We start from the raw sequence: 14,643 nt of genomic DNA on the forward strand, positions 1-14,643 counted from the left end.
TCGGCACCGGATGGGCGACTTTCAGGGCCTATCCTCGGCGGAGGTATGGGGGGAGGAACCGTGGTGCACGACGACGCCGACCGGGTCCGTCTGCCGGATCAGCAGGTGGGACCGCTGACCGAACGGGACATCGAGCCGCTCTGGACACCGGACCAGTTCCCGGCCGACGCCGGCCCGGCGTGGCAGCCGTCGGTCGGGCTCCAGTGGGCGCCTCCACCGCCCCCACCGCCCCCGCCGCCGCCGGAACCGGACGGGAACGTCCAGCGGGCGGGCGGGGCACGCGGGTCGATGGAGTCGCCGTGGGCGTACCCGCCGCAACGACCGTCCGGTCCGACGACCGACCGGCACCCTCGTCGGGTGACGACCGAGGAACAGGCTCGTCACCTGACGACCGAGGACCAGCCGTCCGGCCCGGCGGTGGATCCGCCGTCACCCGCCCCGCCGGTGGCGCCCCGGCAGCAGCCGGCGCACGACACCGGGCAGGGCTGGTACTCCCCGCCGCCACCGGTCGACCCGGACCCCGCCGACGGGCAGCGGCATCCTGCCGGCTGGGCGCCGCTGCCGCCGGACCCGGTCGCGGCACGGGTCACGGCCCCGGTCTCGGACCCGTTCGCGGCACAGGTCACGGCCCCGGTCTCGGCACAGGTCACGGACCCGTTCGCGGTGGAGTCCGCGCCCCGGGTCTTCCCGCTGTCCTCGGCCGGCTACTCGGACCCGCTGTGGTCGGACGGCGCGACACCGACCGCCGAGGACTTCGCCCGGCGACGGCAGGCCCGCCCGGTCGACCCGGTGGCCACCATGGGCGTACGGGCGGTGGTGAACCGGTCGACCCTGGGGCTGGTGAAGCTGCCGCCGGGCCGGCACGAGCAGGAGGTCAAGCAGGACGTCGAGATGGTCCGGCGTAACTTCGGCGGCCTGCGTCAGGTGACCGTGGTCAACCCGAAGGGCGGGGCGGGCAAGACGGTGGCCATCCTGCTGCTCGCGATGACCTTCGGGCAGAAGCGCGGCGGGTACGTGCTGGCCTGGGACAACAACGAGACCCAGGGCACCCTCGGCATGCGGGCCCAACAGGACTTCCACTCCCGTACCGTGCGGGACATGCTGCGGGACCTGGGCCAGTTCCAGGGCCCGCACGGGCGGGTCGGCGACCTGTCGCAGTACGTCCGTTCCCAGGGTGAGGGCATGTTCGACGTGCTGGCCTCGGACGAGTCGGCGACCGGCGGCGAGATGCTCACCGCCTCCGCGTTCGCCGAGATCCGGGACGTGGTCAGCCGGTTCTACAAGCTGATCTTCGTGGACACCGGTAACAACGTCCGGGCGCAGAACTGGCAGGCGGCGATGGACGCCACCGACCAGCTCGTGGTCACCATGTCGGCGCGTAACGACTCGGCCGAGACCGCCGCCCGGATGCTCGACCACCTGGAACAGAGCGGGCGGCAGCGGCTGGTCCGGCAGGCGGTGACGGTGGTGTCGATGCCACCGTCCCGCAAGGAGATCGACCTGCCGGCGATCCAGGAGCACTTCGCCGCCCGGACCCGGGCGGTGCTGCTCGCGCCGTACGAGCGGCTGATCGACACCGGGGAGCCGATCCGGTACGGGCAGCTCTCCTCCGCCACCCGGGACGCCTGGCTGAAGATCGCGGCGGCGGTCGCCGAGGGCCTCTGACCCGGGCCACCTGACCGCCCCGCCGCAGGCCCGGGCCGCCGGCCGGAAGGGACCCCTCCGCCGCCCGGGGCAGCGGAGCGGGCCCCTTCCGCGGCGCGTCAGTTGCTGGCGAGCGCGTCCCCGGCGGCGGGGTCACAGTCGCGGAGGAACTGGGCGCAGCGGGCCGCCTCGTCGGCCTCACCGATCTCTCCGGCGGCCTTCGAGAGCACGTGCAGGCACCGCAGGAAACCCCGGTTGGGTCGGTGCGACCACGGCACCGGGCCGTGCCCCCGCCACCCGCTGCGACGGAGCTGGTCCAGGCCACGGTGGTAACCGGTCCGCGCGTAGGCGTACGCGGCGATCACCTGGCCCTGAGCGAGCGCCCGGGTGGCCAGCGCGGCCCACGCCGCGCTGAAGGTCGGGAAACCGGCGGCCACCTCGGCGTACGCCTCGTCGGTGTCGGTTTCGAGCGCGGCGGCCAGCGCGGCCTCGGCCTCGTCGTGGACGGGCAGCATGGTCGCCGGCGGCTCTGGCAAGAGGTTCTGCATCGCCTCATTCAACCCCGCTTCGCTCGGCGGCCCGCGAGGGGCCCCGGTAACCGGCACGGCTGGGTGGACCAGGCTCCCGCCGACCGCCGGTTTGACCGGTTGACGGCGGTGGGCAGGATGTCCTGATGCCGAGCCCTCCTCCAGCGGACGTCGTCGAGCCGCACACCGCCCCCGACGAGATCGAGACCCGGGCCGCCTTCGACCGGCGGCTGACCACCGGCAGTCTGGCCGGGTGGACCGTGCAGGGCCTCCGGCTCGACCTGCCGCCCGTACCCGATCTGAGCGCCGTGGACGTGGCGGGCGCCCTCTTCGTCGGCTGCCGGTTCGCCTCCCGCGAGGTCGGGGCGGATCTGGTCCGGCGCGGGGCGAACGTGGTGCCGCCGTTCTCCGGGCTGCCCTACCCGACCCAGCCGTCGCACCTCTACCGCCCGGACGACCTGGCAGACGGGTTCGCCGAAGGCGGCTTCGCCGGCATGTACGACACCCGGGTGTACGAGCACTTCCGGGCACACGGCGGCGCGTTGCCGGACGTCCGGGAGGCGCTCGGTCAGCGGCTGCACGACCACGGCGTGGACAACGCCCTGGGTGACGCGACCCGGGCGTGGCTGGCCACACACGGGCCGCAGTCCGTGGTGGGCGTGATGGGCGGGCACGCCGTGCGGCGCGGCAGCGTGCCGTACCGGATGGCGGCCACGCTGGGCTGGGAGTTGGCCCGCGCCGACCGGTTGGTGGTCACCGGGGGCGGGCCGGGGGTGATGGAGGCGGCGAACCTGGGCGCGTACCTCGCCTCCCACCCGTTGGCGGCGCTGGCCACGGCGATCGACATGCTGGCCACCGCGCCCGACTTCACCGACCACGACCGGTACACCGCCGTCGCGCTGGAGGTCCGGCAGCGGTACGCGCCGAAGCCCGGCCTGCCGGGCGCGCCCGGTGAGTTGTCCAGCCTCGACTGGGCCCGGACCGGTGGGTTGTCCATCCCGACCTGGTTGTACGGGCACGAGCCGGCGAACCTGTTCGCCGGGCGGATCGCGAAGTACTTCTCGAACGCCATCCGGGAGGACACCATCCTGCGGCTGTCCCGGGGCGGGATCGTCTTCGCGCCGGGTCGGGCCGGCACCGTGCAGGAGGTGTTCCAGGCGGCGACGAAGACCTACTACGGCACGGACGGGGCCAGCGGCGCGTACGTCTTCCTGGACCGCGAGTACTGGACGCGGGAGCTGCCGGTCGAGGCGCTGCTGCGCCCGTTGCTGGCCGGCTCGCCGTTCGGTGACCTGTCCGGCACCGTGCACCTCACCGACGACGTCGCCGAGGCGGCCCGCGCCCTGATCGGCCGCGCGGGCTGAACCGGCGGAGCGGGCCGGATCGACGGCGGGGGTCGGCTGAACCGGCGGGCCGGGAGACGGGAGGAGCCCCCGGCGTGGGCCGGGGGCTCCTGACTCGTCCGGGTTACTTCGCGAGGGTGGTGCCGGTGGAGCGGAGGTGCTCGCAGGCCTCGACGACCCGGGCGGCCAGGCCGGACTCGGCGGCCTTGCCCCAGGTGCGCGGGTCGTACATCTTCTTGTTGCCGACCTCACCGTCGATCTTGAGGACGCCGTCGTAGTTGCGGAGCATGTGCTCCACCACGGGACGGGTGAAGGCGTACTGGGTGTCGGTGTCGATGTTCATCTTGACCACGCCGTAGTCGAGCGCCTCGCGGATCTCCTCCAGCAGCGAGCCGGAGCCACCGTGGAAGACCAGGCTGAGCGGCTTCTCCTTGCCGTACTTGGCGCCGACCGCCTCCTGGATCTGGTTGAGGATCTCGGGGCGGAGCTTGACGTTGCCCGGCTTGTAGACGCCGTGCACGTTGCCGAAGGTCAGGGCCGCCATGTAACGGCCCTTCTCGCCGAGGCCGAGCGCGTCGACCATGGCCAGGCCGTCCTCGACGGTGGTGTAGAGCTTGTCGTTGATGGCGTTCTCGACGCCGTCCTCCTCGCCACCGACCACGCCGACCTCGATCTCCAGGACGATCTTGCCCTCGGCGGCCCGGTCGAGCAGCTCGGCGGCGATCTCCAGGTTCTCGGCGACCGGCACGGCGGAGCCGTCCCACATGTGCGACTGGAACAGCGGCTCCTCGCCCCGGGCCACCCGCTCCTTGGACATCGCCATCAGCGGCCGGACGAACTTGTCCAGCTTGTCCTTGGGGCAGTGGTCGGTGTGCAGGGCGATGTTGACCGGGTAGTTCTTCGCCACCTCACGGGCGTACGCGGCGAACGCGGCGGCGCCGGTGACCATGTCCTTGACGCTGGGGCCGGAGAGGTACTCGGCGCCACCGGTGGAGACCTGGACGATGCCGTCGCTCTCCGCGTCGGCGAAGCCCTTGAGCGCGGCGTTGAGGGTCTGCGAGGACGTCACGTTGATCGCGGGGTACGCGTACCGGCCGGCCTTGGCGCGGTCCAGCATCTCCGCGTAGACCTCAGGGGAAGCGATGGGCATGGGAAAAGCTCCTTAACTACCGCTCTCGGCCGTGCTGGCCGCTGTCTTCCATGGCTGCGCCGGACCGCGCTGTCCTCCGCGGGCAGTATCCCGTAACCGGGTCGGGCGGGCACACCCGACCCAGGGACGGGCCCACCGCGCGGACGCCCCGGTGACGCCCGGACACCGGCCGGAGGGGCACGCCGGCCCTAGCGGTCCCGGACGGCGATGCTGATCAACCAGGTCACCACCGCCACCACGAGCGCGCCCCAGAACGCCGGCCAGAAACCCTCCACCCGGAACGGCAGGTCGAGGTGCCGGGCGATCCAGTCCGTCAGCAGGAACAGCAGCGCGTTCACGACCAGCGCGAACAGACCCAGGGTCAGCAGGTAGAAGACACAGCCCACCACCTGGATGACCGGTTTGAGGACCGCGTTGACCACGCCGAAGATCAGCGCCACCGCGAGCAGGGTCAACACGGTGCCGGTTCCGGACCGGCCGCCCACGTCGACCCCGGGCACGACCAGGGTGGCGACCCAGAGCGCGACCGCGCTGGTCACCAACCGGATCAGGAAGCCCACCCTCCCATCCTGGCACCGGCCCCCGGTCCGGGGTGGCCGATCGGCGGGACTCGGCCGACCCGTCGCCCCGGTCGGTTTCGGGTCACCTCCCGGTGGGCACGAGTCACAGCCCGTACGGTGTGGAGAAGCGCCAGCATCCTGCCGTGACACGAAGGAGGGACGATGGGCCAGCCCGACGAGGAGTTCACCCCCAGCGACCATCTCGCCCCGGACGAGCGGGATCCGGAGGCGCCCCCGGCCGACGCCGTCGAACAGGCGACGGTGGTCGGTCCGGTCGACGGCGACACCGAACCGCGCCGGGGCCTGGAGGTCGCCGACTGGGACGCGGTGGAGCAGTCCCGGGTGGTCGCGGCGGACGAGGACGACTACCGCTGAACCGGGCCGCACCCCCGGCCGGCGGTGGGAAGCCGGCGGTCGGGAAGCCGGTCGCTACCCGCGCGCCAGCCCTCACCCCGTCACTCTGAGAAAGGGCCGCCCCTACCACCGCACCGTCACGTTTCGTCACCACTTTCGACCGTGTCATGGTCCGATCTCGCCACCTTCCGCCAACCGCGACGAGCTCACCAGGGATTTCTCTACCTGACCCTGCCCGCCCACACCATCCCACCAAAGCCTTTGCTCTGCCCCCACGGGCGCACCAGTCACACCTCGTGCCTGGCGCGTGAACGGGTGCAGAGCAAAGGATCGAAAACGGAGAGCAGAGACCAGTCGTTCGATTACTTTCCGCGTTCGGGGGTGAGTGTCGTGAACGGGCCGGTTCAGGAGGAGCAGCCGGGGCGGCCATCACGGGAGGGGCAGCAGGGGTGGTCATGCTGCGACGAGCACAACCGCGTGCCGCAGCAGCGCGGTCAGCCGTGAGTCGGCGAACGCCTCGTACGTCACTGAGCCTCCCCGGGTGCCGTCCTGTTGACGGGTACGACCCCGGAGAACGTTGCGTCTCCGCGCCGCCGGGTACCGGGTGCGAAACGGGCACCTAGACTACGAGGTGCCATCGCCGGCGGCGGAGGATCGCCGCCCCCTGGCCGACATCGGAGGTCACCTCGTGCCGACACCCACGATCACCCTGGCCCTCGGGCCGGACTGGCTCGACCCGGAGTGGTTGATTTCGACGTTCGGGTTGCTCGGCATCCTGGCCATCGTCTTCGCCGAGTCCGGCCTGCTGATCGGATTCTTCCTGCCGGGGGACTCGCTGCTGTTCACCGCCGGCCTGCTCACCGCCGACGGGAAGTACATCACCTACCCGCTCTGGCTGGTCTGCCTGCTGATCACCATCTCCGCGATCGCGGGTGACCAGGTCGGGTACGCCTTCGGGCGCAAGGTCGGGCCGGCGCTGTTCCGCCGGCCGAACTCCCGGCTGTTCAAACAGGAGAACGTGCTCAAGGCGCACGAGTTCTTCGAGAAGTACGGCGCCCGGTCGATCGTGCTGGCCCGGTTCGTGCCGATCGTGCGGACGTTCATCCCGATCGTGGCCGGGGTGAGCCGGATGGACTACCGCACGTTCGTGATCTACAACGTGGTGGGCGGCATCCTCTGGGGCACCGGCGTCACGGTGCTCGGGTACTTCCTCGGGCAGATCCCGTTCGTCAAGGCCAACATCGAGATGATCCTGATCGCCATCGTGCTGATCTCGGTGGTGCCGATCGCGGTGGAGCTGCTCCGGGCCCGGATGGCCGCCAAGCGCGGCACCACGCCGCAGGAGCGGACGGCCGCCGAGGAGGCGATCCGGGAGGTCCACGAGAACCACGCCGACCAGGCACGGGACGCCGGCCAGCCGTACCCCGGCAGCGCCCAGCCCTACGGCAGCGCCCCACAGCCGTACGGCAGCGCCCAGCCCTACGACGCCGGCCAGCAGCAGTACAGCGGAGGCGGCCAGCAGTACGGCGGCGGCCAGCAGCAGCCCTACGGCCACGGCGGCGGCCAGCAGCCGTACGGGGACGGGCAGCAGCAGCCGTACGGCGGGGGGCAGCAGCAGTACGGCGGGCCGGCCCCGTCCTACCGGGACGAGCGGCAGCAGTCGTACGGGGGCGACGCCGGTCAGGCCCGGCCCCGGACCGGCCAGGTCTACGGCGGCGGGCAGCAGCCGTACGGGGACGGGCAGCAGCAGCCGTACGGCAGTGGCTACGGCGGGCAGCAGCCCTACGGGGGCGGCTACGGCGGCGGGCAGCAGCAGCCGTACGAGGAGGAGACCGAGCGGTTCAGCGCGCAGGCCCACCCGGGGCAGCGGTACGCCGGCCAGCAGCAGCCCCCGCACGGTGCCGAGCAGCCGTACCCGGACCGGCAGCCCTACGGCGACCGGCAGCAGCCCTACGGCGGTCAGCCGTACGGCCGGCACTGACCGGACTGTCGACGCGCGACACCCGCCCCGGTGACGGCTGTGGCCGCCCTCGCCGGGGCGGCCGTCGTCGTACCAGATCGGTGCGTCACCAGAGCGTGCGTCAACCGTGCACCCGTGACTCCGGGTCGGGCGCGCGTGTCACCCACATCGGAGCCCGCGCCTGCCGTACGACGCCGGCCCAGGGCGAACCCGGCCGGTCGCCTGGCAGCCACCCCCGGCGGAGCGGCACCAGGCGACCGGGTAGGTCAGCGAGCCTTCTTGGTGGCGCGCTTACGGGGCGGGGTGAGCAGATCGGCGATCGTGGCGATCGCCGACGGCACCAGCCGGTAGTACGCCCAGACCCCACGCTTCTCCCGCTCCAGCAAGCCGGCCTCGGTGAGGATTCGCAGGTGGTGGCTGACCGTCGGCTGGGAGAGGCCGAGCGGCGCGGTCAGGTCACAGACGCACGCCTCGCCCTCGGGGGCCGACTGGATCAGGCTGAGCAGCCGCAGCCGGGCGGGGTCGGCGAGGGCCTTGAGGACCCCCGCCAGCCGCTCGGCGTCGGCACGTTCGATCGGCTCGCCGGCAAGCGGCGAGATCTGAGGCATAGTCATTTCAGCCAATGCAGTTCCCACGTTTTCCATCCTTCCACCAGCAGCATCGAAACGCCTGCATATTCGCAATCCGAATCGGCAAACTTTTAGGCCACAAGGCCTAGGTCAGCCAACGTATAGGCCGCCCGGTAGGGCAATCCGGCTGCTTGCACGGCGTCGCCGGCACCTCGATCAACAATAACCGCTACCCCGACGACCTCCGCCCCCGCCTCTCGTAACGCTTCGACTGCGGTGAGTACACTCCCACCGGTAGTCGAGGTATCTTCCACCGCCAATACCCGGCGCCCGGGCACATCAGGCCCTTCGATACGGCGTTGCAGCCCGTGCGCCTTCCCCGCCTTGCGCACGACGAAGGCGTCCAGCGGTCGCTCCGTCGCGGCTGCGGCGTGCAGCATCGACAGGGCGATCGGGTCGGCGCCCAACGTCAGTCCGCCGACGGCGTCGTACTCCCAGTCGGCGGTGAGCTCCCGCATGACCCGCCCCACCAGCGGAGCAGCCTGGTGATGGAGCGTGACGCGACGCAGGTCGACGTACCAGTCCGCCTCGCGTCCAGAGGAGAGCACCACCCGGCCATGGACCACGGCCAGGTCAGTGATGAATTTACGCAGGTCGTCGCGGTCCCCCATGGCGCACAAGGGTACTGCGGAAGTCTGGGAGCCGGGGCCCGGGCCCACCTCCGGTCAGCCCTGTGGGCGACCCATCGGCGCCGGTGTCCATTTACTCTCTGCAACATGCAGCGCTGTCGCTGTGATCGCCGCCGGTCGGGCGGGGGACGGTCGGGGTCGGGGGCGGTCAGCGTTCCCGGCGTCCGGCCGGGGACCGGGTGTCCCGGGTGAGCCGGTGCAGCAACCGTTGGGGCGTGTGCCGCAATCCCACCACGGCGAGCTTGTACTTCCAGTCCGGCACGCTCACCAGCCGACCTTTTCGCAGGTCGCGCAGACCTTGGTCGATGACATCGTCGGCGTCGAGCCAGATCCAGGAGGGCATCTTCGTCGTGTCGATGCCGGCCCGCTGGTGGAATTCGGTTCGGGTGAAGCCGGGGCACAGCGCCATCACCCGTACCCCGTGGGGTCGGGCGGCCTGGCCCACCGACTCGCTGAAGTTGGTCACCCACGCCTTGGTGGCCGAGTAGGTCGAGCCCGGTTCGAGCGCCCCGAAACCCGCAACCGAAGAGACATTTATCACTGCCCCGCGTCGTCGGCCGATCATGCCGGGCAGGACGGCATGGGTCAGTCGCATCACCGCGTCGACGTTGAGCCGCAGCAGCCTGGCCTCGTCGTCTACCCCGGACCGCAGGAAGGACCTGGTCAGGGCGATGCCGGCGCTGTTGACCAGTAGGTCGACCGGGCCGGCGTCGGCGAGTCGGCGGGTCACCGCCGCGCATCCGTCCTCGGTGCAGAGGTCGGCCGGCAGGGTCTCCACCCGGCGGCCGTGCCGCTCGGTCAGCTCGGCGGCGAAGGCGGCGAGCCGGACGGCGTCCCGGGCCACCAGGACGAGGTCGTGCCCGTCGGCGGCGAGCCGGCGGGCGAAGGCCGCCCCGATACCGGCGGTCGCGCCGGTGACCACCGCGACCGGGGCGACAGAGGCGACAGGGGCGACAGGGGTGGACCCGACCGGGTCGGGCGTCGCGGACACGGGCGGATCCTCCACCTCGACGGGACGGGGCACGACAGAGCTGGTCCCTCCGGGCAGGCGGCGCGCGGCGACCTGCCCGGAGGGATCAGCGGAAGCCGACCTGTGGACCGGTCAACTGACCGGTGGCGGCGGGTTCTGCCCCGGCTGGTCGTCCGGCCGGTCCGTCGTGGACCCCGGCCGGTCGCCGGGGGTCTGGCCCGGCCCGCCGTACGGGGACTGGCCCGGCGGCGGGTAACCCGGCTCACCCGACTGGCCGCCGGCCGGCGGGTAACCCGGCTGGCCGCCGGAGGACGGGTATCCCGGCTCACCCGACTGCGGGTAGCCCGGCTGGCCGCCGGCCGGCGGGTAACCCGGGTAGCCACCGGGGGTCGGGGGCTCCCACGCCGCCTGCGGCTTGCGGAAGAACGCGTTCGAGGCCGGCAGCGCCAGCAGCACCAGGGCCGCGATCAGGGCGAGCACCGTGACCACCCCGAGCAGCATGGTGACCGGCGTGTACCAGGACGGCAGGACCTCGTCCAACCGGCGCTGGATCTCCTCCTGGCTGGGCATGTCGGCGTCGGAGCCGCCGACCGGGCCGGTCAGCGAGCCGGCCGCGCCGCTGAGCAGGCCACCGCCGGAGCAGCAGAGGAGGATGCCGCCGACCACCCAGGTGGTGATCCGGGAGCCGTTCTTGCCCCGGTTGTTGAGCACCGCCAGGACGACCAGGGCGACCGCGAGCAACAGGGTGAGCAGGCTGCCTCCGACGGCGGCGACGGTGGCGAAGTCGGCCACCGCGTCCATCCCGTCGACGGAGCTGTCCCGGTAGGCGTCCTCCAGCACCCGGCGGGTGTCGCCGAGGGTGGCGAGCGTGATGATCAACGAGATCACCTGTAGGACGGCCACCAGGATCAACAGGTAGCTGGATATGGTCACGCTGCCCGGACGTACCCGGGCCGGCGCGCTGTGGGATTCGGCCACGCCTCTCCTTCCCTCGGTTCGCCACCACACCGTAACGGCATTCGGCCGTTCGCACCGGGCGGCGCGGACGACCCGCCGTACGGATCGTGACTGGTCAGTACCCCCGCCACTCGGCGCGGGCGTATTCGAGCACCTTCGGTCGCAGCAGCGTCGAGGCGGGCACGTCGACCCGGCGCCGGTCGGCCGGGAAGGCGCCGGCCGCGGCGAGCGTGTCGGCGTCCAGGAACCGCAGCGGCGGCCCGTCGGCCGGCAGCTCCAGGACGGGCGGTCGCGCCCCGGGCGCGGCGAGCACGAAACCCCAGTCGCCGAAGGAGGGCACGTCCACGTGGTAGGGCCGGGTGGCGAACCCGGCCGCCCGGATCGACGCCTCGATCGACCAGTACGACCGGGGCGCGAAGTACGGCGAGCCGGACTGCACCACCAGCCGGCCGCCGTCGGCCAGCACCGCCCGCACCAGGGAGTAGAACTCGACGGTGTAGAGCTTCGCGGTGGCCGTCTCGTCGGGGTCGGGCAGGTCCGCCAGCACCACGTCGAAACGTTCCGCGGCGGTGCGCAGCCAACCGAACGCGTCGGCGTGCACCACCCGGACCCGGGGGTCGGCGAACGCGTCGCCGTTGAGCCGGCGCAGTTGCGGCTCCTCGCGGGCCAGCGCCACCACCGCCGGGTCCAGGTCCACCACGGTGACCCGGCGTACGTCCGGGTAGCGCAGCAGCTCCCGTACGGCCAGCCCGTCACCGGCGCCGAGGACCAGCGCCTCGCCGCGCGGGCCGGTCAGCGCCGGATGCACCAGCGCCTCGTGGTAGCGGTACTCGTCGACCGAGCTGAACTGGAGATCGCCGTTGAGGAAGAGGCGCAGGTCGCTGGCCTGCCGGCTCACCTCGGACACCGAGCGGGTCAGCACGATCTCCTGGTAGCGGCTGCGTTCGGCGTGCACGACCGGGTCCCGGTAGAGCTGCTGGCGGGCGGTCACCTCGAAGTCCCGGGCGGTGACCCAGGCGTACGAGAGGCTGAGCGCGACCAGCACGGACCCGGCGGTGAGGGTCACCCACGCCCGGCGGCTCAGCTCCCGCCGGAACACCGTGACCACCAGCGCCAGCCCGGCCACGGCGTTCACCGCGCCGACCACCAGCGCCCCCTTGAGCTGCCCGAAGACCGGGATCAGCAGGAACGGGAAGGCCAGCCCGCCGAGCAGCGCGCCCACGTAGTCGGCGGCGAACAGGTCGGCGACCGCGCTGCCGGCGGACTGCTCGCGGATGCGTTGCAGCAGCACCATCAGCAGCGGGATCTCCGCGCCGATCAGCAGGCCGAGCACGAACGCGGTGCCGACCAGCGCCGGGCCGTACAGGTCCAGCCAGGCGAACGCGGCGTAGAGCCCCAGCACCGACAGGCCGCCGAGCAGCGCCAGGGTCAGCTCGATCAGCGCGAACGCGGCGGCGGCCCGGGGCTGGAACGGCTTGGCGGCGAGCGCGCCGACGCCCATCGCGAAGACCATTACGCCGAGCACGATGGACGCCTGGCCGACCGTGTCGCCGATCAGGTAGCTGCCCAGCGCCACCAGCGCCAGCTCGTACACCAGACCGCAGGCCGCGCAGACGAAGACCGCGAGCAGGACCGCCGCCCGGGCCGCCCGCCACCGTGGCCGGTACGACGGTGGGTCCGCCGGGCTGGTCACCGTCGGGCCCGCCGTTGCCGGTGGCGCTGGACCAGGCCGACGGTGACCAGCAGCGCGGTGACCAGCAGCAGTCCGGCGGCGGTGAGCGTGGGCGCCCAGCGGTCACGCCAGAAGTCGCTGCCCGCGTCCGGCAGCGTGGCCGGGGCGGCGGCGGGGACCGCGGCCGGGGTGGCGGCCGGCGCGACCAGCTCCGCCTCGACGGCGAGCAGCGGCAACGTGACGGCGGCCCGGGTGACCGCCCAGCCGGGGTCTTCGACGAAGACGTCCGGGGTGAGCCCGAAGCGGGGCAGGGCGGCGTCGATCTGCCAGAGGGCCGACTGCGGAATGTCGTCCGAGCCGGTCACCCGGACCAGCGCGGAGTCCTCGCTCTCGCTGCTCTCCGACGTGTAACGGACGTCGGCGACCACCTGGATCCAGCGCGGGCAGCCCGGGTCGCCCTCCACCGGCGCCCCGTCGCCGAGGTTCGAGCCGACGCTGACCTCGTCGTAGCCGAGGTCCTGGAGTTTCCAGCCGTAGCAGAGGCCCTGCGCGGTGGCGTTGCGCTGGAGCACGGCCACGGTGTCGGCACGTTCCGTGGTGGCCGGTGGCGGCACCTCGGTGCCCCCGTCGTCGTTGACGATCCCGGCGGCCACGCAGACGCCGACGACCGCGACCGTGACCACGCCCACCCAGATCCCGGCCCGGTTCGAGGACTTCTGGGCCGCGGCGGACCTGGTGGCGGCCATCAGATGATCGCGGCGGCGATGATCGCGCCGGTGGCGAGGTGGATGACGGCGCTCACCCAGACCGCCGGGTGCGGCTCCGGGTCGACCAGGATCTCCCCCAGCTTGCCGGGCGTCGCCACGTCCAGCACCAGGAACGCCGACGCCATGATGACCAGGCCGAGCACGCCGTACGCGGCGGCGCCGGTGATGCCCAGCGCGAAGTCGTCCTCGCTGGCGACGATCGCGGCGACCACGATGACGCCGACGCCGGCCAGGTTGGAGGCGAGCAGCAGCGCCGCGTTGCGGTTGCGGTGGGTCCAGATCAGCTCGTTGAGCCGGCCGGGGGTGGCCACGTCGACGAGGACGTAGCCGACGGCCATCAACAGCACGCCGACCACCCCGTAGGCGAGGGTGACCAGCAGATCGGTGACGAGGGTCTGCACGGTGGGACTCCGGAGGACGAAGGGGTTCGGTCGGATTACTTGCCGCTGCCGGGGCCGCCGCCTCGGACGGTGCTGCCACGCCCCCAACCCCAGGCGTTACCCACCGTGGAGTGGTAGCGCGGGTAGGCGGTGGAGAGGCGTTCGAGCAGGATCAGCGACCCGGCCGCCACCGGCAGGATGACCACCGAGTCGTCGTCGTACCGCAGGTAGACGCCGCTGCCGTCGACGTACTGGTCGGCCGGTTTCCAGGCGTCGGTGACCTCGTCCGCCACCTGGCTCGGCGACTTCGACGAGGTGTAGGCGATCGCGTCCCGACCGATGTCCCGGCCGTTGGCCCGGGTGTACCGGTCCTCGACGTAGCCGCGCGGGGAGAAGTTGCCGTAGCCGATGGCGAACGCGGCGACCAGCGCGCCGATCACGGCGAACGCCGCGCCCACCACGAACCATCTGCGGTACGTCACCGTGTCACCACCGTCTCGGTCAGGACCAGCTCGTTGGTCTGCGGGTACGCGTGCCAGGTGCGCCACCGCGTCACCCCGCCCGTCGGGTCGGGGGTGACCGCGAGGGCGGTCACCGCGTCCGGGTCACCGGGAAACACCCCCACCAGCGCGTACGGGTCGTCGGCCAGCTCGGCCCGGAGGCGGGCGACCCGCCGGCCCAGGCCCCCCGGCTCGGGCCGGAGCACGCTCGCGCTGAACGTGTAGCCGCTCGCCGGCTCGTGCACGGTCGCCGGCAACTCCGGACGCCGCCCGGGCAGGCAGGCCACCGTCTCGGTCAGCACCACCCCGACCCCGCCGGGGTCACCGCCCCACGGCCGGCCGTCTCCGCCGGACGGGGCGTCTCCGCCGGACGGGGCGTCTCCGCCGGACGGGGCGTCTCCGCCGGACGGGGCGTCTCCGCCGGACGGGGCGTGCAGGAGCACCTGGTGGGACGCGCCGAGCAGCCGCAGCCGCAGCCGGTGGCCGTCGGGCAGCGCCAGGTCGAGCACGTGCAGGGCGGGCAGCTCGGGGCCGCCCAGCGCCAGGCTCAGGTCCCCGGCGCTGGTGTCGACGTACGGGGCTTCCAGGGTGACCAGCACGC

The 14,643-nt window shown here is 72.6% G+C and carries 15 protein-coding genes and 1 pseudogene; 4 read left to right on the plus strand and 12 right to left on the minus strand.

Translation table 11 applies throughout. The annotated features are described in order from the left end of the window. The first annotated feature begins 60 nt into the window (after positions 1-60). Positions 61-1,665 carry a chromosome partitioning protein gene (locus O7606_RS18335; protein WP_281599748.1) on the plus strand — a complete coding sequence of 535 codons (1,605 nt, stop codon included), beginning with the start codon at positions 61-63 and terminating at the stop codon, positions 1,663-1,665. A gap of 98 nt (positions 1,666-1,763) precedes the next feature. Here the strand turns inward: O7606_RS18335 and O7606_RS18340 are convergent, their stop codons facing one another. Continuing rightward, entirely contained in the window at positions 1,764-2,192 is a 429-nt protein-coding gene (locus O7606_RS18340) for a DUF3151 domain-containing protein (protein WP_281595252.1), read from the minus strand. Positions 2,193-2,317: 125 nt separating this feature from the next. Here O7606_RS18340 and O7606_RS18345 point away from each other — a divergent pair, with 125 nt between their 5' ends. Further along, positions 2,318-3,535 (plus strand): hypothetical protein, encoded by a 1,218-nt coding sequence (locus O7606_RS18345; RefSeq protein WP_281595253.1) that lies wholly within the window; start codon positions 2,318-2,320, stop codon positions 3,533-3,535. 103 nt (positions 3,536-3,638) lie between these two features. Here O7606_RS18345 and fbaA read toward each other — a convergent pair whose 3' ends face one another. After that, positions 3,639-4,664: a class II fructose-bisphosphate aldolase gene (gene fbaA, locus O7606_RS18350; protein WP_281595254.1), complete on the minus strand. Its 1,026-nt coding sequence runs from the start codon at positions 4,662-4,664 to the stop codon at positions 3,639-3,641. Between the two features lie 188 nt (positions 4,665-4,852). Next, entirely contained in the window at positions 4,853-5,224 is a 372-nt protein-coding gene (locus O7606_RS18355; protein ID WP_281595255.1) for a phage holin family protein, read from the minus strand. 162 nt (positions 5,225-5,386) lie between these two features. On the opposite strand from O7606_RS18355, the gene O7606_RS18360 reads away from it, so the two are divergent. Further along, complete coding sequence (locus O7606_RS18360; RefSeq protein WP_281595256.1) at positions 5,387-5,599, plus strand: hypothetical protein; 213 nt, start codon at positions 5,387-5,389, stop codon at positions 5,597-5,599. A gap of 667 nt (positions 5,600-6,266) precedes the next feature. After that, positions 6,267-6,968 (plus strand): annotated as a pseudogene (locus O7606_RS18365) (VTT domain-containing protein); the annotation flags it as partial. An 836-nt stretch (positions 6,969-7,804) separates the two neighbouring features. Here the strand turns inward: O7606_RS18365 and O7606_RS18370 are convergent. The 9 genes from O7606_RS18370 to O7606_RS18410 form a co-directional block, all read right to left on the minus strand. Continuing rightward, positions 7,805-8,182, minus strand: coding sequence for a metalloregulator ArsR/SmtB family transcription factor (locus O7606_RS18370; protein WP_091081602.1), 378 nt, complete (start codon positions 8,180-8,182; stop codon positions 7,805-7,807). A 56-nt stretch (positions 8,183-8,238) separates the two neighbouring features. Then, positions 8,239-8,778: an orotate phosphoribosyltransferase gene (gene pyrE / locus O7606_RS18375; RefSeq protein WP_281595257.1), complete on the minus strand. Its 540-nt coding sequence runs from the start codon at positions 8,776-8,778 to the stop codon at positions 8,239-8,241. A 166-nt stretch (positions 8,779-8,944) separates the two neighbouring features. Beyond that, a complete protein-coding gene (locus tag O7606_RS18380; protein WP_281599750.1) occupies positions 8,945-9,718 on the minus strand; it encodes an SDR family oxidoreductase in 774 nt (257 codons plus the stop codon). Positions 9,719-9,898: 180 nt separating this feature from the next. Beyond that, entirely contained in the window at positions 9,899-10,744 is an 846-nt protein-coding gene (locus O7606_RS18385) for a hypothetical protein (RefSeq protein ID WP_281595258.1), read from the minus strand. Positions 10,745-10,838: 94 nt separating this feature from the next. After that, on the minus strand, positions 10,839-12,416 hold the full coding sequence (locus tag O7606_RS18390) for a polyamine aminopropyltransferase (protein WP_281595259.1): 1,578 nt from the start codon (positions 12,414-12,416) through the stop codon (positions 10,839-10,841). Beyond that, positions 12,413-13,141, minus strand: coding sequence for a hypothetical protein (locus O7606_RS18395; protein WP_281595260.1), 729 nt, complete (start codon positions 13,139-13,141; stop codon positions 12,413-12,415). Before O7606_RS18395 ends, O7606_RS18390 begins: the two co-directional genes overlap by 4 nt. Beyond that, a complete protein-coding gene (locus O7606_RS18400; RefSeq protein ID WP_281595261.1) occupies positions 13,141-13,563 on the minus strand; it encodes a DUF350 domain-containing protein in 423 nt (140 codons plus the stop codon). The genes O7606_RS18395 and O7606_RS18400 overlap by 1 nt, the downstream gene beginning before the upstream one ends. A gap of 35 nt (positions 13,564-13,598) precedes the next feature. After that, positions 13,599-14,024, minus strand: a complete 426-nt coding sequence (locus tag O7606_RS18405) for a DUF4247 domain-containing protein (RefSeq protein WP_281595262.1) — start codon at positions 14,022-14,024, stop codon at positions 13,599-13,601. Further along, positions 14,021-14,641 carry a DUF2617 family protein gene (locus O7606_RS18410; RefSeq protein WP_281595263.1) on the minus strand — a complete coding sequence of 207 codons (621 nt, stop codon included), beginning with the start codon at positions 14,639-14,641 and terminating at the stop codon, positions 14,021-14,023. Before O7606_RS18410 ends, O7606_RS18405 begins: the two co-directional genes overlap by 4 nt. Between the last annotated feature and the right edge of the window lie 2 nt (positions 14,642-14,643).

Origin of the sequence: Micromonospora sp. WMMD882, assembly GCF_027497255.1 — a bacterium.
Taxonomy (GTDB): Bacteria; Actinomycetota; Actinomycetes; order Mycobacteriales; family Micromonosporaceae; genus Micromonospora.

Bases quoted from the DNA above. Each gene is read 5' to 3' on its own strand.
- fbaA (WP_281595254.1), bottom strand. From the start codon at position 4,664: ATGCCCATCGCTTCCCCTGAGGTCTACGCGGAGATGCTGGACCGCGCC.
- O7606_RS18345 (WP_281595253.1), top strand. From the start codon at position 2,318: ATGCCGAGCCCTCCTCCAGCGGACGTCGTCGAGCCGCACACCGCCCCC.
- pyrE (WP_281595257.1), bottom strand. From the start codon at position 8,778: ATGGGGGACCGCGACGACCTGCGTAAATTCATCACTGACCTGGCCGTG.
- O7606_RS18360 (WP_281595256.1), top strand. From the start codon at position 5,387: ATGGGCCAGCCCGACGAGGAGTTCACCCCCAGCGACCATCTCGCCCCG.
- O7606_RS18340 (WP_281595252.1), bottom strand. From the start codon at position 2,192: ATGCAGAACCTCTTGCCAGAGCCGCCGGCGACCATGCTGCCCGTCCAC.
- O7606_RS18395 (WP_281595260.1), bottom strand. From the start codon at position 13,141: ATGGCCGCCACCAGGTCCGCCGCGGCCCAGAAGTCCTCGAACCGGGCC.
- O7606_RS18370 (WP_091081602.1), bottom strand. From the start codon at position 8,182: ATGGAAAACGTGGGAACTGCATTGGCTGAAATGACTATGCCTCAGATC.